This is a genomic window from Bradyrhizobium sp. CCGB20 (genome assembly GCF_024199855.1).
GTDB lineage: Bacteria > Pseudomonadota > Alphaproteobacteria > Rhizobiales > Xanthobacteraceae > Bradyrhizobium.
The window spans coordinates 7176839-7199598 of sequence record NZ_JANADN010000001.1; the positions used below are offsets into that span (position 1 = coordinate 7176839).

The 22760-nt window shown below is 61.1% G+C and carries 21 protein-coding genes and 2 pseudogenes; 19 read left to right on the top strand and 4 right to left on the bottom strand.

Annotation, left to right across the window (positions count from 1 at the left end; all coding sequences use genetic code 11):
• Positions 1–1965 precede the first annotated feature (1965 nt).
• The gene (locus NLM15_RS33785) at positions 1966–2208 is read left to right on the top strand and encodes a hypothetical protein (protein WP_254122182.1); all 243 of its coding nucleotides are present in this window, start codon (positions 1966–1968) and stop codon (positions 2206–2208) included.
• 94 nt (positions 2209–2302) lie between these two features.
• On the opposite strand, the gene NLM15_RS44135 is transcribed toward NLM15_RS33785, so the two are convergent.
• Entirely contained in the window at positions 2303–2611 is a 309-nt protein-coding gene (locus NLM15_RS44135) for a hypothetical protein (protein ID WP_375166901.1), read from the bottom strand.
• A 1293-nt stretch (positions 2612–3904) separates the two neighbouring features.
• Between NLM15_RS44135 and NLM15_RS33795 the strand changes: the two genes are divergently transcribed.
• Positions 3905–4159 carry a hypothetical protein gene (locus NLM15_RS33795; RefSeq protein WP_254122184.1) on the top strand — a complete coding sequence of 85 codons (255 nt, stop codon included), beginning with the start codon at positions 3905–3907 and terminating at the stop codon, positions 4157–4159.
• A gap of 74 nt (positions 4160–4233) precedes the next feature.
• Positions 4234–4542 (top strand): annotated as a pseudogene (locus tag NLM15_RS33800) (transposase); the annotation flags it as partial.
• Here the strand turns inward: NLM15_RS33800 and NLM15_RS33805 are convergent.
• A pseudogene (locus NLM15_RS33805) lies at positions 4537–4773 on the bottom strand (transposase); the annotation flags it as partial. The pseudogenes NLM15_RS33800 and NLM15_RS33805 sit on opposite strands and share 6 nt — an antisense overlap.
• Between NLM15_RS33805 and NLM15_RS33810 the strand changes: the two are divergent.
• Both NLM15_RS33810 and NLM15_RS33815 read left to right on the top strand, forming a co-directional pair.
• Entirely contained in the window at positions 4709–5011 is a 303-nt protein-coding gene (locus NLM15_RS33810; RefSeq protein ID WP_254122185.1) for a hypothetical protein, read from the top strand. The pseudogene NLM15_RS33805 and the gene NLM15_RS33810 sit on opposite strands and share 65 nt — an antisense overlap.
• Before the next feature lie 214 nt (positions 5012–5225).
• Positions 5226–6002, top strand: coding sequence for a Crp/Fnr family transcriptional regulator (locus NLM15_RS33815; protein ID WP_254122186.1), 777 nt, complete (start codon positions 5226–5228; stop codon positions 6000–6002).
• A gap of 4 nt (positions 6003–6006) precedes the next feature.
• Here NLM15_RS33815 and NLM15_RS33820 read toward each other — a convergent pair whose 3' ends face one another.
• Positions 6007–6843: a hypothetical protein gene (locus tag NLM15_RS33820; protein ID WP_254122187.1), complete on the bottom strand. Its 837-nt coding sequence runs from the start codon at positions 6841–6843 to the stop codon at positions 6007–6009.
• Positions 6844–6937: 94 nt separating this feature from the next.
• Positions 6938–7225 carry a hypothetical protein gene (locus NLM15_RS33825; RefSeq protein ID WP_254122189.1) on the bottom strand — a complete coding sequence of 96 codons (288 nt, stop codon included), beginning with the start codon at positions 7223–7225 and terminating at the stop codon, positions 6938–6940.
• Positions 7226–7542: 317 nt separating this feature from the next.
• Here NLM15_RS33825 and NLM15_RS33830 point away from each other — a divergent pair, with 317 nt between their 5' ends.
• The 14 genes from NLM15_RS33830 (at position 7543) to NLM15_RS33895 (ending at position 22632) form a co-directional block, all read left to right on the top strand.
• Positions 7543–8643 (top strand): inositol-3-phosphate synthase, encoded by a 1101-nt coding sequence (locus NLM15_RS33830; RefSeq protein WP_254124571.1) that lies wholly within the window; start codon positions 7543–7545, stop codon positions 8641–8643.
• Positions 8643–9239, top strand: a complete 597-nt coding sequence (locus NLM15_RS33835) for a histidine phosphatase family protein (protein WP_254122191.1) — start codon at positions 8643–8645, stop codon at positions 9237–9239. Before NLM15_RS33830 ends, NLM15_RS33835 begins: the two co-directional genes overlap by 1 nt.
• Positions 9236–10336: a glycosyltransferase gene (locus tag NLM15_RS33840; RefSeq protein ID WP_254122193.1), complete on the top strand. Its 1101-nt coding sequence runs from the start codon at positions 9236–9238 to the stop codon at positions 10334–10336. Before NLM15_RS33835 ends, NLM15_RS33840 begins: the two co-directional genes overlap by 4 nt.
• The gene (locus NLM15_RS33845) at positions 10333–11100 is read left to right on the top strand and encodes a TIGR04290 family methyltransferase (RefSeq protein WP_254122194.1); all 768 of its coding nucleotides are present in this window, start codon (positions 10333–10335) and stop codon (positions 11098–11100) included. Before NLM15_RS33840 ends, NLM15_RS33845 begins: the two co-directional genes overlap by 4 nt.
• Positions 11097–12038, top strand: a complete 942-nt coding sequence (locus tag NLM15_RS33850) for a beta-xylosidase (RefSeq protein ID WP_254122195.1) — start codon at positions 11097–11099, stop codon at positions 12036–12038. Before NLM15_RS33845 ends, NLM15_RS33850 begins: the two co-directional genes overlap by 4 nt.
• A 240-nt stretch (positions 12039–12278) precedes the next feature.
• On the top strand, positions 12279–13391 hold the full coding sequence (locus NLM15_RS33855; protein ID WP_254122196.1) for an NAD-dependent epimerase/dehydratase family protein: 1113 nt from the start codon (positions 12279–12281) through the stop codon (positions 13389–13391).
• Entirely contained in the window at positions 13391–14455 is a 1065-nt protein-coding gene (locus NLM15_RS33860) for an NAD-dependent epimerase/dehydratase family protein (RefSeq protein ID WP_254122198.1), read from the top strand. Before NLM15_RS33855 ends, NLM15_RS33860 begins: the two co-directional genes overlap by 1 nt.
• Entirely contained in the window at positions 14452–15738 is a 1287-nt protein-coding gene (locus NLM15_RS33865; protein ID WP_254122202.1) for a TIGR04295 family B12-binding domain-containing radical SAM protein, read from the top strand. Before NLM15_RS33860 ends, NLM15_RS33865 begins: the two co-directional genes overlap by 4 nt.
• On the top strand, positions 15735–16847 hold the full coding sequence (locus NLM15_RS33870) for a glycosyltransferase family 4 protein (RefSeq protein ID WP_254122204.1): 1113 nt from the start codon (positions 15735–15737) through the stop codon (positions 16845–16847). Before NLM15_RS33865 ends, NLM15_RS33870 begins: the two co-directional genes overlap by 4 nt.
• Positions 16844–17971 (top strand): glycosyltransferase, encoded by a 1128-nt coding sequence (locus NLM15_RS33875; RefSeq protein WP_254122206.1) that lies wholly within the window; start codon positions 16844–16846, stop codon positions 17969–17971. Before NLM15_RS33870 ends, NLM15_RS33875 begins: the two co-directional genes overlap by 4 nt.
• The gene (locus tag NLM15_RS33880) at positions 17968–19056 is read left to right on the top strand and encodes a glycosyltransferase (protein WP_254122208.1); all 1089 of its coding nucleotides are present in this window, start codon (positions 17968–17970) and stop codon (positions 19054–19056) included. The genes NLM15_RS33875 and NLM15_RS33880 overlap by 4 nt, the downstream gene beginning before the upstream one ends.
• Complete coding sequence (locus tag NLM15_RS33885) at positions 19053–20177, top strand: glycosyltransferase (protein ID WP_254122210.1); 1125 nt, start codon at positions 19053–19055, stop codon at positions 20175–20177. The genes NLM15_RS33880 and NLM15_RS33885 overlap by 4 nt, the downstream gene beginning before the upstream one ends.
• Positions 20178–20189: 12 nt before the next feature.
• Positions 20190–21254, top strand: a complete 1065-nt coding sequence (locus NLM15_RS33890) for a UDP-glucuronic acid decarboxylase family protein (RefSeq protein WP_254122212.1) — start codon at positions 20190–20192, stop codon at positions 21252–21254.
• A 91-nt stretch (positions 21255–21345) separates the two neighbouring features.
• Positions 21346–22632, top strand: a complete 1287-nt coding sequence (locus tag NLM15_RS33895; protein ID WP_256565532.1) for an NRAMP family divalent metal transporter — start codon at positions 21346–21348, stop codon at positions 22630–22632.
• Positions 22633–22760: the final 128 nt, after the last annotated feature.

The following is a 22760-nucleotide window of genomic DNA, read 5'->3' on the forward strand; positions in this document are numbered from 1 at the left end:
CACGCTCATTTCAGCCGTACCTGGCTCCTCGGTGTTTTCGCGAGCTGTTGAGACCTAAGATCGCCCGCCGCGCGTGCCTACGATAATCGACAACTTCTCTTCCGTTGCTTTCGCAAGTACGGCTCCCCGAGTGCGGTTTAACTCTTGGGCGATCAGCGTAAGTGGCATCGTACCTGCGAAAGACTTCAACTTCTCGACTTCTTCTTTCGTCCAATTCTCTTTCCAGCGCGGCATCTTTTGTCTCGCAGCGGCGTTCCTTGCCACTCACTATGGTTGAAAACTCAGGGGCTTTCGCCTGCCAAATTCAATTTCGGCAAAAGGCGTTGCGTGGGCGGCAACTCTGCGGCCGAACGGCCCATCCCGCGAGGCCCAGGGAAAGCAACGGGCCTCTCGCTGACGGCCCTCAAGAAATGGGCCCGGTGTGCCTAGGAGACCGAGCCCTAGCCTCAGCAGCGGCGATGGCCGTCGTTCGGCTATGATGCTCATAAGCGAATGAGTGGCTGCAAGTTCCTGACGGGGAGCCCAGCCTGCCGCCCAGCTCCGTTGACCACGATTTCTCGGGAGCAGGCCTGTACTCAGGAACAAGTGGCAGATGACCGGTTTGTTGCTGTGCTTCGGATGTTGGGTACCAGCCCGAGCGAACCCAACGGCTCCAGCCGCCCGGCAGCAGCTGGGGCCGCGGCTTTTCTGCCGGTAAAGGAAAAAAGGCCGCCCTGGGGGCGGCCTTAGTTTTGAGCGCTGATCTAAACTCTCTGCTGAAAATGCCCGCCGCCAAACCTGTAGCTGCGAGCCGCCCGGGTAGGCAATAAATCCGAAATCAAAGAACGAGCCCGGCTTCCGAAGGCTATCAAGGCGCCGCGCGGCCACTAGTAACATATGTAAACGGAACCGGGAAAAAACGGCAATATTTTGGCTCCGCAATGTTCTCAAACGAACAGAAACGCTGTGAGGGCAGAGTAATCTGAAGATCGCTTGGTCTTGCCAAGGGCCAAGCTTCCCCAAGCGGCCCCGGCCCCCCCAAAAGCCCCTTGCCGGGGCCGTCTTGGCAACTGACCTGTTCCCGACCTCGGTGGCCTATTTTGATTTTCACAGTGGGCCAATTTGGATGGTGCGCGCGTAATCGCAGCCGGCGGCGATGGCCAAGCAGTCCTTCGAGAACTGCGGGTCCCCTCGCCCGAAATGTTGGCTGTTGCGGCAGCGCTGCCGCGAACCGCAACACATCAAGAGCTATGGGAAACGATGGTGGATGCGGCATGATCGCCGCACCTATCCACACCCTGAGCGGCAGTAGCTCGCGCTCGTGCTTCCGTCGAAGTCAAAGGTGCAGTCCGATGATAAACCGGATGGCCGAGTAGGCGCCGCCGGCGACAATAGTCGTCGCACCAATTGCGAAAGCCACTCTCCAAGTCTCGACCAATCGACGCCTCGCACAAAAATTGGCCCCAGCATCGGCCGGGGGGCATGATGATGCTGGGGTTTCCAGACAGGCTCTTGTCTTGTGGGACCGAGACCGTCACCGCGGAATACAAGCCGAGCACCGACCAGCCGTTCCAAAGACAAATCTAAATCACTGTTGCTGTGGCTGAATCCCCACATCTCTTGCCCGAGGGAGTGCGGGATCTAAGCCGCGCTGCCCTCGGGTGCAACTGTCCGGTCCCCGCCGAATTCCGTCGACGTAGGCAACCTACGCGATTCCGACATTCGGCAGACCAAAGCGATACCTTTTCCACACCCACGACCCGCGGTGGCTCACGCTCGTTGTTGCAGGTCGCAAAAAACGGCCCCAGCACAACTAGATGCCGGAGCCGTTGGAAGCCTTGGCGGTTAAGGGTGGCGCCAAGGTCTACTAAGCTATAGGAACATTCGGCAATCGGGTCTGTATGCCGTCCGACATAGGCGGAGGAAATCGATAATTGACGCAGGTTGTGCTTCGGAACGTTCGGTGGTGGCGTTGCTTGGAGAGCAATGACGAGCACGACCGTAGTTCTCCTTCCTGCCATGGTGAAAGCGCTTCGCCTGGTCCGCGTCTACGGCTTTATGGTCGAGCGCAGAGACGGCCTGTATTACCCCGGCAGCAACCGGCCGGCATGCTCGAAGGCTTTGGCAGAGAAGATGGTTGAAGGCGGCTGGCTGGTGAAACACGGAGAGCGTTATCAGCCTACAGAGAAGGGCTGGCAGGCAGGAGATGCCGGTTCGGACGTGGGGTAAACTGGGTGTATCCCAGGCCGCCAGTGAAGATCACATTCGGCGAGATGCGCCAGATGGGCGGGATCAATGAAGGAGGCCGCCAACCCAGGCGACCTTACTTCATCTTCCTAGATCCAATGTTGATGAAGAAGATTGGCTTTCCGGCTTCATCCGACACCTCTAGCGACCACTCCTGCCCGGCACGAAACCTTCCGTCGATGCCCTCCAAGACTTCGGCAGCAAAGAGCGTAGCGTCATGCCACGCCGCTTCGTCGTCGGGCAAATCCTCTCCCGTGTCATCGGTGCTCGGCTCTACGCTATGACGTTGAAGAAGTATCTCGGCATGACTGGGGAAATGTGCGGGAAGCTGCCGAGTTCCTACACCCTTAACCGCCGTTCCGCGTCCTGTGCCATCTTGAGCCATTCATTGCCCGTGCGCAGCCAAGCTTCTTTGTCCGTCGCTCTAATCGAGCGATCTGCTTGGACTTGGCACTCTAGTGCTTGCGGGCGGAACCGGGCGACGTCTAGTTACCAACAGCACTTTCTTCGCCCGACGAAACACGGCAGAAACAATGCAATGATTTAGTTACGTTACCGGGGCTGGCTCATATTTCACTTAGATCGTTTTCACCTGGAATTTTCCGAGAATGAGGCCGCAGCAACCCTACCTGCTGCGGCCTTCTTCGTTCAGTGCTCAACAAAAATCCCGCCGACTTTGTGAGCCGGCGGGAGTTCAGACTTGGAGATTAAAGCGACCGGGCTACGATCGCTCCTGAGACCCTGCCGGCTCAGTTAGGCTTCACCGTGGCAAGCCCCCGCTCCGCGCGTCGGCGCGCCCATGCGGCTCGGATCAGACGCATTCGGTCAACAACGGCTCGCTGTCCTCCCGGTCGCAGTCCTGCTCGCGGTCGTTGAGCCTTCAGCACGCCGCTGGTCCGTCCAGCAGAGCGACGGCTCGCTATCCCCGCCGTCCCCCTCGTCCCCCGCCATCTCCCTGGTGCTGAACGCAGCCCGGCAAGGCAGTTTAGCGGGAGTTCAGCGCTGTAGCTCGCGAAGCTCTTGCCGAGATCCAGCGGCTCAATCAGATGGTCAATCGGACATGCACGCTGGCCGACGCCAGCATGCACGACAACGGTTGCGTCGACGTAGCCAAGGCCATTCGAAAGCGAGGCGAGGCATGAGTGACTGGCATCCGCCTGAAACCGCGCCTCAAGACGGGTCGGTCTTTCTAATCACGACCGCTGGCGCTGGCGTCGACCTATGCAGTTCGGTTCAGGAGCGCAATCGTTCGAGGATTACTTCTTCAAACAGAAGATCGAACAGAAGTGGCCATACATGGTCGGATGGAAAGCGGTCGGTCGACCCGCTCGGGTCTGCAATTCCAAGGCCGATCCCGCGTACAGAACGGATGGACTGGAGACGAGGTCTACCGGTCTTCGTTCATCGGCCGCCGAGGAAGCGCGCATGAACTTCACGAGGGCTATTGGTCGGCTGAGCGCGGCGATCCGGAACCAGAACCCTACGCATCATCCAGATCCTGCCTCCGGCGGCGACCGCAAGGCCCAGGCCAAAAGGCATCCGCCAGGCACACGGGCTGCACGCGAGCTATTACCGGGAGTCCCCGCTGATCCGGGAAGCCGCTGAGGCCAAGCTGCTCGAGGCCCACCGGCTGGAATGCGACGCCTGGAACGCGATCATGTGAGCCGGCGGCCCCGAGATGCCGTCGCCGGGCGAGCCGCAAGCCAACCCCACCATTGGCAAGGCGCTCAATGCCGGCTACGACCCGGTCGAGGCCAAGTGCAACCGCTGCCGGCGCATCTCCCTGGTCCCGATACGGACGATCAGGCGGCCCGCCGACACGCTGTGGAAGCTGGAGCCGGCGCTCTATTGCGAGCCGTGCACCGAGATCCGCGGCCGGCGCCAGCGCGCCCACATCCTGCGGGCCCGCGCTCGCTGCGACGGCTGCAAATGACCGTGGCTGTGTGAAAACGCTGCGCTTGATGTGATTCGCGCGATATGATTCCCGCACGATTTGCGGGGGCTCGGATGAAGCGCTTCATTGAGGGTGCGGATCGTGGGCAGAGCACGCTGTTTCCTGAATGCGTGGAAGACTGGATTGGCGAAGACAATCCAGTTCGCGTCATCGACGCCCTCGTCGACGACCTCGATCTGGCCGAGCTTGGGTTCGGCGGGGTCGATCCCGAGGCAACCGGCCGGCCATCGTACCATCCCTCGATTCTCCTCAAGCTGTACATCTACGGCTACCTGAACCAGGTGCAGTCGAGCCGGCGTCTGGAACGAGAAGCCGGACGCAATGTCGAGGCGATGTGGCTGCTGGGTCGGCTCGCACCTGATGGAGGTGTGAACACCTCGCTGGATCTGCTTTCTGGTGAGTTCAGCGAACCAACGCTCGACCTAATTGATCCATGACGCGGAAGTTGGTGTGAAGTGGACATGAAAGTGCGGCCGGCGAGCGAGCCACGCTTTGATCCTGGGTGTCTTGTGGGTGGCGTAGTTGTCCATGACGATATGGACATGGAAGGAAAAGCTCAACCATTTCCCGGAGGACAAGTCCCACGCGCGCAACACCCATTCGGCCGTTTTTGCCGAGGTCAAGGTGGACGAGGAGATCGGCATTCAGGGCGAGCAGGAACTGATTGTCGCGCTCAACATCGCCGCCGAGCCGCGAAAATGGACATTGCCGGGGCATGGCCGCCTACTGCTCTCGACACATCTTGACCGCCCTTCCCAACTCCTCGCACATGGCTCGATCCTGCTCCGTGGCAACGAGGGCGTGATCATCGTCGTCGACGACTATGAATGAGCGAACGTAGGAACGAACCGCGGCCCCGCGTTCGTCCTGCTTCAGGCGCTGGAGAGCGGCGAGCAGCGGAGAATCGGCGAAGTCCGGCGTCTTTATCTCCTCATCGCATGTATCGACGTTCACGGCATGAATTGATGCGAACGTATCAAGGGTTAATGTCGCGCCCCGCCTTCGATGTCACAGTGCACATGGGCCGCGGGCGATCGGACGATAAATGCAGGCAGGCTTTTCCTTCTCCAAGCTCGCCGACCGCCTGGTGAGTCTGTGTGACCTGAGCAGCGATGACCTCGCTCTGCTGGCGGAGATGCCGAGCACAATCGCGCATTTCAACTCACATCAGGCAGTTCTGCGCCACGGCGACGACCCGACACATTGCTGCCTGCTGCTTCAGGGCTACCTCTCGTGGCAAGACAGCGGCAGTGCCGACGGGCAAATTACCTCGATCGCCGTCCCCGGCGATATTGCCGATCTTCACTCGCTTCACCAGTCCCCTGTCATCGGAAATCTGATCGCCCTGGGGCCAGCCATCGTTACCTTCGTGCCGCATCGATTCCTGAGGACTCTTGCTGAGCGCTCATCTGCCATGTCGCGCGCGCTTCTACTGATGCTGCTGGCCGACCATGCCATGCAGCGCAACTGGGCAGTCAACCTCGGCAGCCGCGATGCCCTGACCCGCGTCGCACATTTGATCTGCGAGATCACCGTGCGCTTGCAAAATGTCGGACTCGCGAAGGATCTGAAGTTGTCGTCGCCATTCACCCAGTCAGATCTGGCTGCCGCCTGCAGCATCTCTCCCGTTCATGCAAACCGCACCCTTCAGGAGCTGCGTCGCGCGCGGCTGCTGCAATGGCAGGGCAAGACCTTGATCATAACCGATTGGCCGGGGCTGGTTCGTCTTGCCGGATTCGATCCGACCTATCTTCGTATTCGCCGCCGCGACCAGCCATCCACCCAATCGAGGCTGACACCTGCCGAGGTCGAAATGGCTTGAGTACTCACGCAGTAGCAGCTGATTGCCTGGCCCGATGTTCCAGGCGCTCTGCCACCTTCTGGACGACAGATTCCCACTCGCCAGGCTTAGTCTGATGAAACAGACGCAGGCTTGGATACCAAAGCGACCGAGAGCCAGACAAGGGCCACCTCCAATCGCAATCCGAATGCAGCAAGACCCAGGCTTCGCACCCGGTTGCTCCAGCAAGATGTGCGAGCATGGTGTCGACGCAGACGACGAGATCGAGCTGCCGAAGACGGTCACAAAGCGAGGCAATATCGGGCGCACTGATGTCGCGAGCACCAATCTTGGCTAGATCGCTCTGCTGCGTCCCCAGTTGAAGTGAGTAAAGCGTCACCCCAGCGACGGCGAGGCGATGCAACAATGCGGGCGGAATGGATCGCCGCTTGTCCCAAGCGCCGACCTCCCAGACCAGACCCACCGATAGGCCGTTACCTGCGATGAACTGCGGCATCTCACCTAGAGGAAGGGCCACATAGGGCGCCATCGTCGCGACATGTTCGCTTGTCGCCTTGATCGCATGCGGCACTTCCATGATTTCGATATCGACTTCGAAGTCCACCTCCGGCGCGCCGTCATGAAGTGCAATTGCCCGATCAACGCCAGCACTGCGCTCGACGAGGGGCAGCAGGTCTCGCTGGCACCAGACCGTTACTTGGCGCGCGACATTGCGCAAGGGACGCATGAACCGGAGAAACTGGATCGTGTCGCCAAGCCCATGGTAACAACGAACAAGGACACGCTTGCCGGCGAGCGGCTCCCCCCGCCAGATCCGCTGCAAATGGCGCGGGCCCGTGTGCTTCGGTGGAAAAGCAAGCATCGCGAGATCTCGGTCGTTGACGGCCCAAGCCCGCGCGAATTCGCCGGCCCGCATCGCCTCGACCCAACTATTCGTCACGTCCGTCCGCCCGCGATCAGGGGCGAACAAATTTGTGAAAGCGGCTCAGCTTGCCGTCCTTGGTGCGGTCCTGATGAAGGAACGCGATACCACTCTCGTCGAACTTGGCGAAGAACTCTTCCCAATCGATGCGGTCGAGCCCCTCGTCTGGCGGATCGAAGTCGATGCGCAGGATGCCGGCGTGTCCGTCCTCCTCGGTTGCTTTGACGGTTGCGGGCTTGCCCCCGCGCTCCTCGGTCCACTTTCTGATGATGTCATGATCGGTGGTCTGCTGTGCTTCGCTGTTCTGCGTCCTCGACGTCATCTCGAACCTCGCTTGCTAAGGACCCGGGCGATGATCGCCATCGCATCAGTCATCCGCCAGAACGCAGAGGACCGGGATTTGTTCTTCAGGGCTTCAGCCTTCGGCGAACGAACCAACCAGCATCTTCTTTATCTTCATCCAAGAAGAAGATCGTTCCGGCTTTGCAGCCCGGGATTCTATCGCAGGTTAAGCCTATCGAATTATTCCTCAGGGATTTGCGCGGCGCGAGCTGCGGTCGTGTCCACTGCTGGAACGAACATACCTCACACACGTTCGCCGACCTACTTACCTGCACACGGCTTCCGGAGGCTTCAACTATGCATTCCCCTCTTGCGGAAAAAAGGCGCGTGCGCGTCGGTATCGTCGGCGTCGGTAATTGCGCAAGCTCATTCGTCCAGGGGCTCACCTACTATCGCAACGCCAAGTCCAACGAACCGGTGCCGGGGCTGATGAACGTCGATCTCGGCGGTTATCACATCAGCGACATTCAGATCGCATCCGCCTTTGACGTCAACGCCGACAAGGTGGGACACGACGTGGCCGATGCGATCTTCACGAGACCAAACAACACGCATCGCTTTGCTGAGGTCGCGCCGACCGGCGTGACCGTGCAGCGCGGCCCTGTCCTCGACGGCATCGGCCGTTACCTCAAAGATGACGTGCCAATCGCCGCGGTTCCGGAAGCCGACGTCTCGGAGGCGCTCGCATCGTCCAGAACGGACGTGCTCGTGTCCTACCTGCCCGTCGGCGCCCAGCAGGCCAGCGAATGGTATGCGGCGCGCGCGCTCGAAGCTGGATGCGGCTACGTCAACTGCATTCCCGTGTTCATCGCCTCCAATCCGGCATGGCGACAGCGCTTCGAGGATGCCGGCTTACCCATCATTGGTGACGACATCAAAAGCCAGGTTGGAGCAACCATCTTGCATCGCGTGCTCGCGAACCTGTTCCGCGATCGCGGCGTCCGGCTCGACCGTACCTATCAGCTCAATGTCGGCGGCAACACCGATTTCAAGAACATGCTTGAGCGCGAGCGGCTCGCATCGAAGAAGATTTCCAAAACGCAGGCCGTGACCAGCCAGTTCGACGTCCCCATGGACCCCGACAACATCCATGTCGGGCCAAGCGACCATGTGCCCTGGCTCACCGACCGCAAATTCGCCTTCATCCGGCTCGAGGGCACGACCTTCGGCGGCGTTCCCCTCAGCGCTGAGGTCAAGCTCGAAGTCTGGGATTCCCCGAACTCGGCCGGGGTTGTCATTGATGCCGTTCGCTGCGCCAAGCTGGCAATGGATCGCGGGCTTGCCGGTGCGCTCACCGGCCCGTCGAGTTACTTTATGAAGTCGCCGCCTCAGCAATTCACCGATGCAGAGGCTGCCCGCCGCACCCGCGCCTTCATCGACGACAAGGCGCACGTCTGATGGCTAGTGTCGTTCATCTTGTCCGCCACGGCCACCACGCATTGCTCGGCCGCACCCTGTGCGGCCGAATGGACGGTGTCACGCTCTCCAAGACCGGTTCCGAAGAGATCGCACGTTGCGCACGCAACATCAGCCCGCGACCGTCCCTGATTCAATCCAGCCCGCGGCGACGCTGCGTGCAGTCCGCCTCCATACTGTCGGCTCACTTTCGGTTACCGATCGAGATCGTCCCTGCACTCGACGAGCTCAACTATGGCGAATGGACCGACCGCTCTTTCGCCGATTTGCACAATGATCGGCAATGGTCACACTGGAACACATGTCGTGGCAGCGCGCGTCCGCCAGGCGGCGAAAGCATGCGGTCTCTGCAACGTCGCGTTGTCAATCATCTGGAGCAGCTGCGCAATGATCCTCTCGCCGGCATCGTGATAGCCGTCAGTCATGCCGAGCCGATCCGCGCGGCGCTGCTGCATTACGCATGCATGCGGCTTGACGACTTTCTGTCCATAGAGATCGACCCGGCCAGCATCAGTACCCTCAGCGCCGAAGACCGCGGATTTAGCGTCACGACGATCAATCAGCGGGTGCCGGCGTGAAGATCGTCATATTCGGGCTCACGATCTCCTCTTCCTGGGGAAACGGCCACGCCACCCTCTGGCGTGGCCTTTGCAAGCATCTCGCGCGGCTCGGACATACGATCGTGTTCTTCGAGCGTGACGTGCCCTATTATGCCGACACAAGAGACTTGCTCGAGCTTCCTTCAGGTCGCCTCGAACTGTTCGCGTGCTGGGATGAGATAGCCCTTTCGGCACGCCGGCACGTTCGCGAGGCCGATGCCGCCATCGTCACGTCCTACTGCCCTGATGCCGTCGCAGCCACGGACCTCATCTGGTCGGAAAAGCGCGCTGTTTCCATCTTCTACGACCTCGATACCTCCGTGACGCTCGCCCGGGTGAAGGCTGGTGATCCAGTCCCCTATATCGGCTCGCGCGGTCTCTCAGACTTTGACCTGGTCCTGAGCTTCTCGGGTGGCCCCAGGATCCAGGACGACTTCCGACGCATCCTTGGCGCCCGCGAGGTCCGGCCGCTCTACAATCACGTCGACACTGACATTCACCGGCCAGCGGCTTCTCAGCCGCAGTATCGCGCCGATCTCTCCTACCTCGGCACGTATTCGAGAGATCGCCAGGCCGCACTCGAGGCTCTCCTCGTAGACGCGGCGGATACCCGGCAGGATCTGCGCTTCCTGATCGCCGGAGCGCAATATCCGGACGATTTCCCCTGGTCTTCCAATATCTACTTTGTCCGCCACCTGCCCCCATCAGAGCATGCATCGTTCTTCGCTTCGTCCCGCATGACGCTGAACGTAACGCGCCAGGCGATGGCCGACGCAGGATGGTGTCCCTCGGGCCGGCTGTTTGAAGCTGCGGCTTGCGGAGCTCCACTTCTGACCGACGATTGGCCCGGAATCAGCGACTTTTTTACGCCAGGCGAGGAAATCATGCTCGCGCACGACGCCGGCGATACGCTCTCCGCGCTGACGCTGACCGACGCTGAGCTCCAGCGCATGGCAAGACGCGCGCGTGAGCGAACTCTCAGTCAGCATACCTCCGACAGACGCGCCTCGGAACTCGTCAGCCTGATCGAACAGGCACGGCCGCGCGCACTCACGAGCGATGGAGCGACTGCGTGAATCAAAGACTTATTTCGAAGGACGAAATCCGCCGGCGCGTCGACGATCTGGGACCCTGGTTCCACAATCTTGATCTCGATGGTGTTCGGACTGCTCCATCGCATTTCCTTGGCGACTATCCCATGGTGAAATGGCGCCACTTCGCCAGCGTGGTTCCGGAACGGCTTGAGGGCAAGTCCGTGCTCGACATCGGCTGCAACGCGGGTTTCTACGCCATGGAGATGAAGCGGCGCGGCGCCGAGCGCGTCCTGGGCCTGGATACCGACGAAGCCTATCTCGCCCAAGCGCGCTTTGCCGCCGAAGTGAACGGGCTCCGCATCGAGTTTCGCAAAATGTCCACATACGATATCGGACAGCTCGGAGAGACATTCGACCTCGTGATATTTATGGGCGTGCTCTACCATCTGCGACACCCGCTACTTGCACTCGACCTCATCCACGAGCATGTCGCCCGTGATCTCCTGCTGTTTCAATCCATGCAGCGAGGCGGCGCTCACATCGACGCCGTTGACGAAAACTACGACTTTTGGACCACGGACCAGTTCGACTCCGCCGGGTATCCAAAGCTTCATTTCATCGAGAATGAATATGCTGACGATCCCACCAATTGGTGGGTCCCCAACCGGGCCTGCGTCGAGGCTATGTTGCGGAGTGCCGGTTTTTCCATCGCGGCGCACCCGGAAGATGAAGTCTATCTCTGCAAGCGATCGGAACGTCCGCAGTCCAACGGTTCAGCCCATCTGTTCCGGGGGATCGAGCGATGATCGAGGCAGCAAAGATCTGGAACGAACCGAACAACAAATCGCATTGGGATATCGTGCTCGATCCGGATTGGGCCCAATTTGCGAGCCTCGCCATCGCGGCGGGTAAGGCGATCTGCGGCGCACGGGCGGCGTTGCCGCGCGTGCTCGGCGGCCTCTCGCCGATCGATCCGTCCTTCATACGCAATATGAAGGCACGGGGCGTCCTCGATCATTTCGATGCAGTCGCCGTTCATGGATTCCCGCTCGACTGGAACCTCTGGCAGATCGGTGAGTGGCCGGCCAAGATCGAGGACATCAAGGCTGTAACCTCGCTGCCGGTCTGGGTCACAGAGGTCGGCGTCTCATCCTTCGGCGCCGAAGAAGTGCAAGCCTGGGGCCTAAGACGGACTGCCGAGCTCCTGATCGACCGCGCACCGCGCATCTATTGGTACAGCCTCTACGATCTGCCCTCGACCTGGGAAGCCACGACGCGGCACAAGGAGGCCGAGGGATCGTCCTATTACCGGCATTTCCATATGGGCCTGCTGCGCGAGGACGGCTCGCCGAAGGCCGCAGCGGCACTTTTCGAGGAGTACGCCCATGCCATGGGGCTCTGTCAGTGGTTTCACTTTGAAGATCGTCGCCTCGATAGCGCCGTACAGTGGATGCGTCGTTTAGGCGTCACTCATCTCAGGACCGGCCTGTCATGGGCCGACAGTTTTCGTCCCAACGCACTCGACTGGTTCGACCGTCAGATGGACGCTCTGGCGGAGTTTCGGGTGACCGTTACTTTCTGCTTTACACCCGAGCATCGCGGCATGGAGCCACATCACACCAGCCCGCCCCGCGACGTGAATGAGTTTGCCGATTTTTGTGCGCAGATGGTCGACCGTTACTGCGCGCAGACTGGCATAGCCGTTCCCCAACGCCTCGTCGCGCCAGTTGTGACAAGCGATTAGACGATCCAATCTTCTGAGTGACTCTCGAACCGCGCCTACGACGAGTCGCGGATTCACCCACGTTATTGATCCAGGTTAGCGAAATTATTGTTTGTACAATGCGGGGGAACGAACATTCCTCGCATCGCTTCTGACTCCAAACCCGGCCGGCGCGCGTCTCTCGACCCCATCAACTGCACGCCTCAGCTCCTATTATCGACCGATCCTCTGGATCGGTCCTGCAACGTTACGGATGTCGGAATGGCGCGAGTATTGATTACAGGCGGCGCAGGATTCATCGGCTCACACGCAACAGACGTACTGCTCGCTGCCGGCTATGATGTGAGAATTCTCGACAATCTTTCTCCGCAGGTCCATGGCAGCGGCCGCCCACGTCCAGCCTACCTCGCAAGGGAAGCCGAACTCCTCGTCGGCGACGTCACGGAGGCCAGCATCGTCGAACAGGCGCTGCGGGGCACGGATATGGTCCTGCATCTCGCCTCCGCTGTCGGCGTCGGCCAGAGCATGTACGACATCGAACCGTATGTTAGGACGAATGAGCTTGGCACCGCCGTACTATTGCAGGCCCTTTCGAGGCATCCGGTTGAGCGGCTGGTGGTCGCATCGTCCATGAGCATATACGGCGAAGGTCTTTACCGCACGCACGATCAGAGTGTTGTCAACGGCGGAGAACGGTCCGTAGAGCGGCTCCGCAGAGGCGAATGGGAGCTGCGCGATGCAAGTGGTGGGTTGCTTGAGCCCGCACCTACGCCGGAGACCAAGAACCCATCGCTTAGCTCGGTCTACGCGCTCAATAAGTTTGCGCAGGAACGCATGTGCCTCATCACGGGCAAGGCTTACGGCATTCCGACCCTCGCGCTACGTTTTTTCAACGTGTTTGGTCCACGACAGGCCCTATCCAATCCTTACACCGGGGTGCTCGCGATCTTTGCTGCCCGACTGCTCAACGGACGCCCTCCGCTCGTCTTTGAAGACGGCGAGCAGCGGCGCGATTTCGTCCATGTACACGACGTCGCCCGTGCCTGCCGCATCGCGCTGGAGACAGAGCATGCGCAGAACGTGTTCAATGTAGGCTCGGGTCAAAGCCGGACGATTCTATCGGTCGCACAGGACCTGGCTGATGTGATGGGGCGCCGCGACATCGCACCCGAGATCACGAGGAAATTTCGCGCCGGTGACATCAGGCACTGCTTCGCGGACATCGGCAAGTCGCGTGACCTGCTCGCCTTCGAACCACACGTCGCGTTCAAAGATGGGCTTGAAGAGCTCGCCGCATATCTCGCCGACCAGATCGCCGACGATCAAGCCGAACGAGCGACCAACGAACTGCTGCAGCGAGGATTGGTCGCGTGATGGAACAGCGAGACAACAGGCCCGTCCTGATCACCGGCGGCTGCGGGTTCATCGGTTGCAATCTTGCCGATCGCCTGGCGGCACGCGGTGAGCGCGTGCTGGTGCTGGACAACCTGGCCCGCGCCGGCGTGCGCGAGAACGCACAATGGCTCAAATCCAGGCATGGTGATCTCATCACCATCACGGTGGCGGATATCCGTGAGCCGATCCCGGTCATCGACGCCGTGCGTGACGCCCGGGCCGTGCTGCATCTGGCGGCCCAAGTCGCCGTCACGGACAGCGTGAGCGACCCGGCTGCCGACTTCGAGATCAACGCACGTGGCACCCTGAACGTGCTGGAAGCCGTTCGCCTGCACAACAGTACCGCGCCCGTCATGTTTGCCTCCACCAACAAGGTCTATGGCCGCCTCATCGAAGATAGCGAGATCGCGCTCGCCGGCCGCCGTTACACGCCGACCAGCGCCCTGCTGGTGGATGGAATCTCCGAGAACGCGCCGCTCGATTTCTATAGCCCTTACGGCTGTTCCAAGGGCACTGCTGACCAATATGTCCATGACTATGCGCGCGTGTTTGGGCTGCGTACGGTGGTGATGCGCATGAGCTGCATTTATGGGCCGCGGCAGTTCGGCACCGAAGACCAGGGGTGGGTCGCGCATTTCCTGCTGAGCGCTATCCGCGGCAAGCCCCTGACGATCTACGGTGACGGCTACCAGGTTCGCGACGCCTTGCATGTGTCAGATGCCGTTGCAGCCTGGCTCGCGGCGCTCGACCGGATCGGGCTCGCATGTGGACGGGTGTTCAATCTCGGCGGCGGACCGGCCAACGCCGTCAGCCTTCGCGAGTTGATCGACCAAATCTCCGAGCTCACTGGCCGCGAGATTGCATACTGCTTTGCCGATTGGCGTCCTGGCGATCAGCCGTGGTACGTCACTGATACGCGCGCCCTGTCCACAGCGCTGGGCTGGACCCCGCAAATCCCACTCGCAGAGGGTCTTCGCTCGCTTCACGCCTGGATGAGCGGCCGCTTCGCCGCAGCTCATGACAGCCGCGAGGCTCTAGCATGAAGCGCGTCGCCCTTATCAACCCGAATTGGGATTATGCCGGCAGCATCTATTTCGGCTGCCGGTCCCCTCACCTGCCGCTTGAGCTCGGGATCACCGAACACCACCTTAAAGCAGCCGGGCACCCGACGCTACTGCTCGATGCCCACATGTTCGACCTGTCGCCGCGCGACATCGAAGCAGAGCTGCAGAGCTTCGGGCCCGACATGATCGTCATCACCACGGCACCGACCTATCTGTTTTGGCGCTGCGCCCCCCCGGAGCTCCGCGTTCCGCAGGCGCTTGCTTTGGCAGTGCGGGATCTTGCGCCTGTGCTGATTGCAGTTGGCCCGCATGGATCGACGACCCCGCGGGCTGCACTCAGGAAACTCGGCGTTGACGTCGTCGTCATGGGTGAGTGTGAGGCGTCCTTGCTGCGCCTGGCCAACGGCGAGCGGGATTTTCCCGGCCTGTGCCTTGCGGACGAGGCTTCCATTCGGGTCAATGCTGGCCCGCAGGCCGCGCAGTTCAAAGATCAGCCCGCTCTCGATTGGTCGGCCGAGATGATCCGGCGCCATCATCACCACCATCACCGCTTTGAGGCAGCCCCTGTCGGCCCCGGCGCGGAAGTCGAAGCGTCGCGGGGATGCCCCTACAACTGCACGTTCTGCGCCAAGGAGAACTTCCGCAACGCCTACCGCAGGCGGCCGCCTGCGATCATTCTCGACGAGATCGATCGCCTGCATCGGCAGAACATCGAATATGTCTACTTCATCGACGAGATCTTTCTTCCCAATCACGAGCTGCTGGAAGGGCTAAGCCAGCGCGGTCTTAAATTCGGCGTGCAGACGAGGATCGATCTGTGGAACCCGGACATGCTCGCCCTGCTCGGGCGCGCCGGCTGTGTGTCGATCGAGGCGGGAATTGAAAGCCTCACGGTCGAAGGCCGCGCTGCGCTGGCGAAGAACTGCAAGCTGAGCACCGATCAGCTCGCTGACCGGCTTGTCGAGGCCCGCCGTCACGTTCCGTTCGTGCAAGCCAACCTGATCGAGGTGCCTGAAGACGACGATCCTGTCGTGCAGCGCTGGCGCGCAAAGATGCAGGATGCCGGCATCTGGGCCAACGATCCAGTCCCGCTTTATCCCTATCCGGGATCGCCGGACTATCGAAAGCTATGGGGCGAGCCCGATGATTTCGCCTGGGAGCGCGCACATCGGCACTATCTCACGATGTTTGACCAGTTCAGTGACGTGCAGAACGAACGCCCGGTACCGCTCGACGCACTCGAGCTTCAGGTGGCCTCATGAGCCTCGCATCGAGAATCAGACTCCTGATGACGACCGATACGGTTGGCGGCGTATGGACCTACTCATGCGCGCTGGCCACAAATCTTGCCGGCTCCGGTGTCGACGTCACCCTGGTGACGATGGGCCCTCGGGCGCATCCCGAGCAGCGGGCGATACTCAAGGGCTCGCCGGTGCGCCTGATGGAGACTGACCTCGCGCTTGAATGGCAGGATCCGGAAGGCCGAGATATCGACGAAGCGCGACGCGTCCTCGCCGCCGTCGAGGCGCGGGTCAGGCCCAATATCATTCATCTCAACAGCTTCCGGGAAGCGACCTTTCTCTGGCACGCACCGACGATTGTCGTGGCGCATTCCTGTGTGAACTCCTGGGCGCTGGCCTGTCGCGATACGGCCTGGCTGAGTGAACCCAGGTGGACGCGTTACACGGAACGGGTGGCCACAGCGCTCGATAGGACCCAGGTCTGGGTCACCCCCAGTCAGTCCTTTCACGACGACATCACCGATATCTATCGCCCTCACACGCCGGGTGTCGTGATCTGGAACGGGATCGTATCGCGGGCTCTCGGCGGCCGAAAGCGCGACCAGATCCTTGCGGCCGGTCGGCTGTGGGATCGCGGCAAGAACATCGAGACCCTGACATCAGCCGCACCAGGGCTGCAATGGCCGGTCCGCGTGGCAGGCGCCGGCGGCGCGAACATGCCGAACAGTGTCGAATGGCTTGGGCAAATCTCGCACGATGATCTGCGCGCACGTCTCCAGCGTGCGGCGATCTTTGTCAGCTCGGCGCTGTATGAACCGTTCGGCCTTTCGGTTCTCGAGGCGGCTGCAGCCGGCTGCGCACTTGTGCTGTCCGACATCCCGACATTCCGGGAATTATGGAGCGGCGCCGCGGTGTTTTTCGATCCGCAAGACAGCCAGGCATTGCATCAGATTCTGGACGGTCTCTGCGCCGATACTGCCGCGAGGGTACGCCTGCAAGGCGCAGCCTATGAGCATTCGCTCTCCTACGCGTTGGCGCGGACGACGGAAGCGTATCTGAACCTCTACAAAGACCTTCTGCAGTCCCGCCGGACGAATGCGCCGGCCATGCCGATCGAGGTGCGCGCATGAAATGCGTCCTGTTTTACCATGCGTTCACCTCCTGCTGGAACAACGGCAACGCGCATTTCCTTCGCGGCTATGCGCGCGAGCTCAGCGCACTCGGCCATGAGGTCATCGTGTTCGAGCCGATCGACGGCTGGAGCCGGCTGAACGCCATCCGAGAGGGAGGCGCCGCAATCCAGGACGTCGGCGATCTCTTCCCGGGCATCGCCATTTGCCGCTATGACAGCTGCCTTGACTTCGACGAGGCACTGGATGGAGCCGATCTCGTCATCGTGCACGAGTGGAATTCGCCTGACGTGATCGAGCAGGTCGGATACCGGCGTGCACACGGCTCGCGGTTTACGTTGCTGTTCCACGATACCCACCACCGCGCGATCACCGCACCGGACGAACTCGCCCAATTCGACCTGGACGCCTTCGACGGCGTGCTCGCCTTTGGCGAAGTGCTTCGCCAGATCTATGTCAAACTCGGCTGGGGTGACCGAGCCTATACGTGGCACGAGGGCGCCGACATCGCGATGTATCATCCCTTGCCAAGCGTCGAACGCACCGACGATCTGGTCTGGATCGGCAATTGGGGTGATGGCGAGCGCAGCGCCGAGCTCAACGAATTTCTGGTCAAGCCTGTTGCCGAGATGAATTTGCGCACGAGCGTGTACGGCGTTCGCTATTCGGAGCCGGCTCTCCATGCCATTCGGGGAGCGGGCATCCGATATGGCGGTTGGCTCCCGGCGCACTGGGCTCCGGTCGCCTTTGCCGGGGCGCGCGCCACTGTCCACGTGCCCCGGGGGCCCTATGTTCGATCACTCCCAGGCATACCGACCATCCGTGTGTTCGAGGCGCTCGCCTGCGGCATTCCCCTGGTTTCGGCGCCCTGGTCCGATGCCGAAGGCCTGTTTCCCGAAGACACTTATCTCAAGGCTGCGGACGGCACGGAAATGAAGCTGGCACTTCGCGCCGTTCTCGATGACCGGGCATTGTCGTCCGCGATGGTCGAGGCCGGCCTTAAGACGATCCGGGAGCGTCATACCTGCCGTCATCGCGCGCAGCAGCTCGTGGACATTGTCGAGGACATTCGCGCCTCCGATACCTCGTCACGGCCCCTGCGATACATTGGAGCCTCTGCATGAAGATCTGCTTCTTCGGGTCCAGCCTCGTCTCGTCCTACTGGAACGGTGCCGCTACCTATTATCGCGGCATGCTCAAACAGATCGCTGCGCTCGGCCACCACATCACCTTCTTCGAGCCCGATGCTTTCGAGCGCCAAGCCCATCGCGACATCGCCGATCCCGATTGGGCCAGAGTCGTTGTGTATCCGGCAACGGAAGATGGCTGGCGCGGCTCGCTCGAGGCAGCGGCGCGATCCGGCGACATGCTGATTAAAGCCAGCGGCGTCGGTGTCTTCGATCAGGACCTGGAGGAGGCGGTCGCCGCCATGTCCTCCCGAACCATGCGTGTTTATTGGGATGTCGATGCCCCGGCCACGCTCGAAGCCATGATGAGCGATGCCGGGCACCATTTGCGACGCGCAATTCCCTCCTACGATATGGTCCTGACTTACGGCGGAGGCGAGCCCGTCATCTCGGCCTATCGCGCCCTGGGCTCTCGAGACTGCGTTCCGATCTACAACGCTCTCGATCCCGAGACGCATTTTCCTTCGCCACCAAAACCTGGCTTTTCCTGCGATCTCAGCCTGCTGGCCAATCGCCTGCCGGATCGCGAGCAGCGCGTTGAACGCTTCTTCCTCGATGTCGCACGCGAGTTGCCGAACAAGACATTCACTCTCGGCGGTTCCGGCTGGGAGACCAAGGACACCGCCCGCAACATCCGCAAGGTGGGTCATGTCGGCACCGGCGAGCACAATGCCTTCTTCAGCTCCGGTCTTGCGACGCTCAACGTCAACCGCGACAGCATGGCGCGTTTCGGCTTCTCGCCACCGACACGGGTGTTCGAGGCAGTCGGCGCAGGCGCCTGCCTGATCACGGATCAATGGGACGGAATCGAAAATTTCCTGGATCCCGGTCGTGAGGTTCTGGTGGCCTCGGACGGAGCGGAGGTTGCCTACCATCTCAGCCAACTCAGCGCCGATCGCGCCGCGGCGATCGCTGCCCGCGCCCGCGCCCGCATTCTCAGCGAACACACCTATAGGCACCGGGCCCGCCAATTCAACGAACTCTTTGTCGGAAGCAGCTCGCGTATCGAGGCAGCAGAATGAATCTCAGCATCGTCGTCGTCGGTCTCTCGGTCACGTCGTCATGGGGCAATGGTCACGCCACGACCTATCGCGCCCTGATCGAGGCCCTCGCACGGCGGGGCCACCAGATCACCTTCCTGGAGCGCGACGTTCCGTGGTATCGTACGCACCGCGATCTCGACAAGCCATCGTCCTGGCGCGTGGAGCTTTATCAATCGCTGAGGGATATCCCCCAGCGTTTCGGCCAGCTTATCCGCGATGCCAATCTGGTGATCGTAGGCTCCTACGTACCCGACGGCATTGCAATTTCAGATTGGATTACCTCTTACGCACGAGGCATCAAGGCGTTTTACGATATCGACACGCCAGTCACGCTCGCGAAGCTCGACGGCGGCCTCGATTATCTCTCCGCGGCGATGATTCCTCGCTTCGACCTTTATCTGTCCTTTAGCGGCGGCCCTGTTCCCGCAATGCTTGAGGAACGTTACGGCAGCCCCCTGGCACGCGTGCTCTATTGCAGCGCCGACAACGAGACCTACAAGCCGCAACAGGCGCAGGCGAGATGGCTGCTCGGCTATCTCGGGACCTACAGCGAGGATCGACAACCGACCCTCGAACAGCTGCTGATCGCCCCAGCAAGGGAACTCGTCCCGGAACAATTCATCGTCGCCGGAGCGCAATACCCCGGGCAGATCCGCTGGCCTGACAACGTCCAGCGGATCGAACACCTAACGCCTCAACAGCACGCGAAATTCTATGCCGAACAACGGTTCACCCTCAATGCAACTCGCGCCGATATGCGCTCGCTGGGATTCTCGCCGAGCGTTCGCCTGTTCGAAGCAGCTGCCTGCGGCACCCCCGTGATTTCCGATCGATGGCCGGGCATCGAGACGATCTTCGAACCGTCGCGGGAGATCCTGCTGGCATCTACCCCCCGGGACGTCATCCAAATTCTGCGGGACATGCCAGAAGAACGACGACGCGCAATCGCCGAGAGAGCACGGCAGCGCGTCCTCGCAAATCACACCTCGGATCATCGGGCACGCCAGTTGGAGATATACTATGCCGAGGCTACTGCGCGGCCGCGCCGCAACCCGATGGGCGTCCCCGCTGCGCGCTCCGCGCAGGTCGCCGAACTCTGAAAGAAACGCATCATGACATTACAAACCCGCATCCACGCCTCCCGCCACTCTCCGACTGTCCTGATCGCCGGCGGCGCAGGCTTCATAGGCTCGCATCTCTGCGACGCGCTTTTGCAACGTGGAAACAACGTCATCTGCCTCGACAATCTATTTACAGGGACGATCGACAATGTCAGGCCGCTCCTGAACCACCCAAACTTCCGCTTCGTCGAGCATGACGTACGCGACACTATCAAAGTCGACGACAACATCGATCGGATCTACAGCCTAGCCTGTCCTGCTTCCCCCAGGCATTACCAAAGAGATCCGGTCGGAACGATGAAGACATGCGTGCTCGGCACCATCAACATCCTCGAGCTTGCACGCCAAAAGGGCGCCCGCGTCCTTCAAGCGTCCACAAGCGAGGTCTACGGCGACCCCGAGGTCCATCCGCAGCCGGAATCCTATCTCGGCCACGTCAATCCGATCGGCCCACGGGCCTGCTATGACGAGGGCAAACGCGCTGCTGAAACCCTGATGTTCGACTACCATCGCATGCACCAAACGGAGATCAAGATCGCCCGCATCTTCAACACTTACGGCCCGCGCATGCTGGAGAACGACGGCCGCGTCGTCTCCAACTTCATCGTACAGGCTCTTCGCGGCGAACCGATCACGATCTATGGCGCCGGCACGCAGACGCGGAGTTTCTGTTTTGTCGACGATCTCGTGCGGGGTCTCCAACTCCTGATGGAAAGCCCGTGCTCGGTGACCGGCCCCTGCAATCTCGGTAATCCGCACGAAGTCACCATAGAGGCCATCGCCCGTGAAGTCCTGAGGCATACGGCCTCGATCTCGCCGTTGCGTTTCCAGGCGCTCCCGAAGGATGATCCGAGGCGACGCAAGCCGGTCATCGACACCGCCACAAAAGCACTCGGATGGCGGCCGCGTGTGGCGCTGGAGGATGGTCTTCGGGCGACGGTTGCTTATTTCGCGTTACGGATCGCCGGCGATAGACCCCCACTGGTGCCCGCAATCGCGCCACGCCGGGCTGGACGACGCGCCAGCCAGTTGCGAATTGCCGATCCCAGGCAATGAGGTCCTAGAGGTCCTTTCCTAAGGGAGTCACGCGACCAAATCCCGGCTTCGTCGTGTTGTCGTGATTGCGTCTAGCGATCAGAGGGCTGCCATGGATGCGACGAATTCCCCCGATTCCAGCGACAAACCAAGGGATTTCTCCCGAGCCCTCGGTCTCGGACTCATAACCGGCGCGGCGGACGATGACTGCTCGGCGATCGGGACCTACGCGAGCTCAGGCGCGCAATTTGGCTATGGATTTCTCTGGATGGCGCCCGTGACGTTCCCGATGATGTTCGCCGTCGTCTATCTGTCGGCCAAGCTCGGGCGCGTCGCCGGTAAGGGATTGTTTGCCGTTCTCCGCGAACACTTCACGCCATGGCTGATGTGGCCGGCGCTGATCGGCGTTTTGATCGGGAACGTCATCGAGGCCGGGGCGAACATCGGCGCGATGGCTGCAACGATCAACCTGTTCGTGGCCATCCCGCATGGCATCGTGGTCCCGGCGATTGCGGGCATCATCCTCGTGCTACAGGTCTGTGGCTCGTATGCGCTCATCCGCAACGTCTTCCGCTGGCTGGCTCTGTCGCTGTTCGCCTATGTCGGATCGGCGGCCCTTGCATCGCCGGATCCATGGGCCGTGCTGCGAGGCACGTTCGTTCCGGAGATCCAGTTTTCCAAGGAATTCCTGTCGATGTTGGTCGCGGTGATCGGCACGACGCTATCGGCTTATCTCTATACCTGGCAGTCCAATGTCGAAGTCGAGGAGCTTATTGCCGCTGGTCGGATGAGCGCGCAGGCGCGACGCGCCGGCATGGGCACGGAGCTTGCACAATCGCGCCGCGACATTTTGGTCGGCATGGCGTTCTCGAATGTCATCATGTACTTCATTATTCTTTCGACCGGGGCGACGCTGCACAAGGCAGGGCAGAGCGACATCAGCACCGCGGCACAAGCCGCTGAGGCATTGAAACCCTTGGCCGGCAATGCCGCCTCCGCGCTCTTCAGCATCGGAATTATCGCGGTCGGGTTCCTCGCGGTCCCCGTCATGACCACGGGCGCGGCCTATGATCTCTGCCAGACCCTCGGTTGGAAGAGCTCGCTCAACGTACGCCCCAAGGAAGCCCACCAATTCTACCTCGCCATCGCCGGCTTCACGGCTGCGGCCGTCCTGCTCAATTTCCTTGGCTTCAATCCCATGAAGGCGCTGATTTATTCGGGCATCGTGCAGGGCTTCTCGACGCCGCCATTGTTGCTTCTAATCCTCCTGATGACGAGCGATCACCGACTGATGGGCAGCGAAGTCAACAGCGCCGGAATGAAGGCGCTTGGCTGGTTGACCGTCTCGGCGATATTCGCGGCAACGGCCGGCTTGGTCGCGAGCTGGATCATCGGTTGACTGCCTTCGCGAGGCGCTCGCGCACATCAGAAGGAACAAGGCGCGTTCCGCCTTGTACCGCGCGCCCGCGCGCGTGCATTCCGAGCCGGATATTACGGGCTCGCCACTAGCCGCGGAGACGGACCACT

What these genes read in the sequence shown, in the direction of transcription:
- NLM15_RS33825 (WP_254122189.1), bottom strand. Translation starts at nt 7,225, where the DNA reads ATGACGTCGAGGACGCAGAACAGCGAAGCACAGCAGACCACCGATCAT.
- NLM15_RS33895 (WP_256565532.1), top strand. Translation starts at nt 21,346, where the DNA reads ATGGATGCGACGAATTCCCCCGATTCCAGCGACAAACCAAGGGATTTC.
- NLM15_RS33870 (WP_254122204.1), top strand. Translation starts at nt 15,735, where the DNA reads ATGAGCCTCGCATCGAGAATCAGACTCCTGATGACGACCGATACGGTT.
- NLM15_RS33890 (WP_254122212.1), top strand. Translation starts at nt 20,190, where the DNA reads ATGACATTACAAACCCGCATCCACGCCTCCCGCCACTCTCCGACTGTC.
- NLM15_RS33865 (WP_254122202.1), top strand. Translation starts at nt 14,452, where the DNA reads ATGAAGCGCGTCGCCCTTATCAACCCGAATTGGGATTATGCCGGCAGC.
- NLM15_RS33880 (WP_254122208.1), top strand. Translation starts at nt 17,968, where the DNA reads ATGAAGATCTGCTTCTTCGGGTCCAGCCTCGTCTCGTCCTACTGGAAC.
- NLM15_RS33815 (WP_254122186.1), top strand. Translation starts at nt 5,226, where the DNA reads ATGCAGGCAGGCTTTTCCTTCTCCAAGCTCGCCGACCGCCTGGTGAGT.
- NLM15_RS33795 (WP_254122184.1), top strand. Translation starts at nt 3,905, where the DNA reads ATGCCGTCGCCGGGCGAGCCGCAAGCCAACCCCACCATTGGCAAGGCG.
- NLM15_RS33785 (WP_254122182.1), top strand. Translation starts at nt 1,966, where the DNA reads ATGACGAGCACGACCGTAGTTCTCCTTCCTGCCATGGTGAAAGCGCTT.
- NLM15_RS33885 (WP_254122210.1), top strand. Translation starts at nt 19,053, where the DNA reads ATGAATCTCAGCATCGTCGTCGTCGGTCTCTCGGTCACGTCGTCATGG.
- NLM15_RS33860 (WP_254122198.1), top strand. Translation starts at nt 13,391, where the DNA reads ATGGAACAGCGAGACAACAGGCCCGTCCTGATCACCGGCGGCTGCGGG.
- NLM15_RS33820 (WP_254122187.1), bottom strand. Translation starts at nt 6,843, where the DNA reads ATGCTTGCTTTTCCACCGAAGCACACGGGCCCGCGCCATTTGCAGCGG.
- NLM15_RS33875 (WP_254122206.1), top strand. Translation starts at nt 16,844, where the DNA reads ATGAAATGCGTCCTGTTTTACCATGCGTTCACCTCCTGCTGGAACAAC.
- NLM15_RS33830 (WP_254124571.1), top strand. Translation starts at nt 7,543, where the DNA reads ATGCATTCCCCTCTTGCGGAAAAAAGGCGCGTGCGCGTCGGTATCGTC.
- NLM15_RS33850 (WP_254122195.1), top strand. Translation starts at nt 11,097, where the DNA reads ATGATCGAGGCAGCAAAGATCTGGAACGAACCGAACAACAAATCGCAT.
- NLM15_RS33855 (WP_254122196.1), top strand. Translation starts at nt 12,279, where the DNA reads ATGGCGCGAGTATTGATTACAGGCGGCGCAGGATTCATCGGCTCACAC.
- NLM15_RS44135 (WP_375166901.1), bottom strand. Translation starts at nt 2,611, where the DNA reads ATGGCTCAAGATGGCACAGGACGCGGAACGGCGGTTAAGGGTGTAGGA.
- NLM15_RS33810 (WP_254122185.1), top strand. Translation starts at nt 4,709, where the DNA reads ATGACGATATGGACATGGAAGGAAAAGCTCAACCATTTCCCGGAGGAC.
- NLM15_RS33835 (WP_254122191.1), top strand. Translation starts at nt 8,643, where the DNA reads ATGGCTAGTGTCGTTCATCTTGTCCGCCACGGCCACCACGCATTGCTC.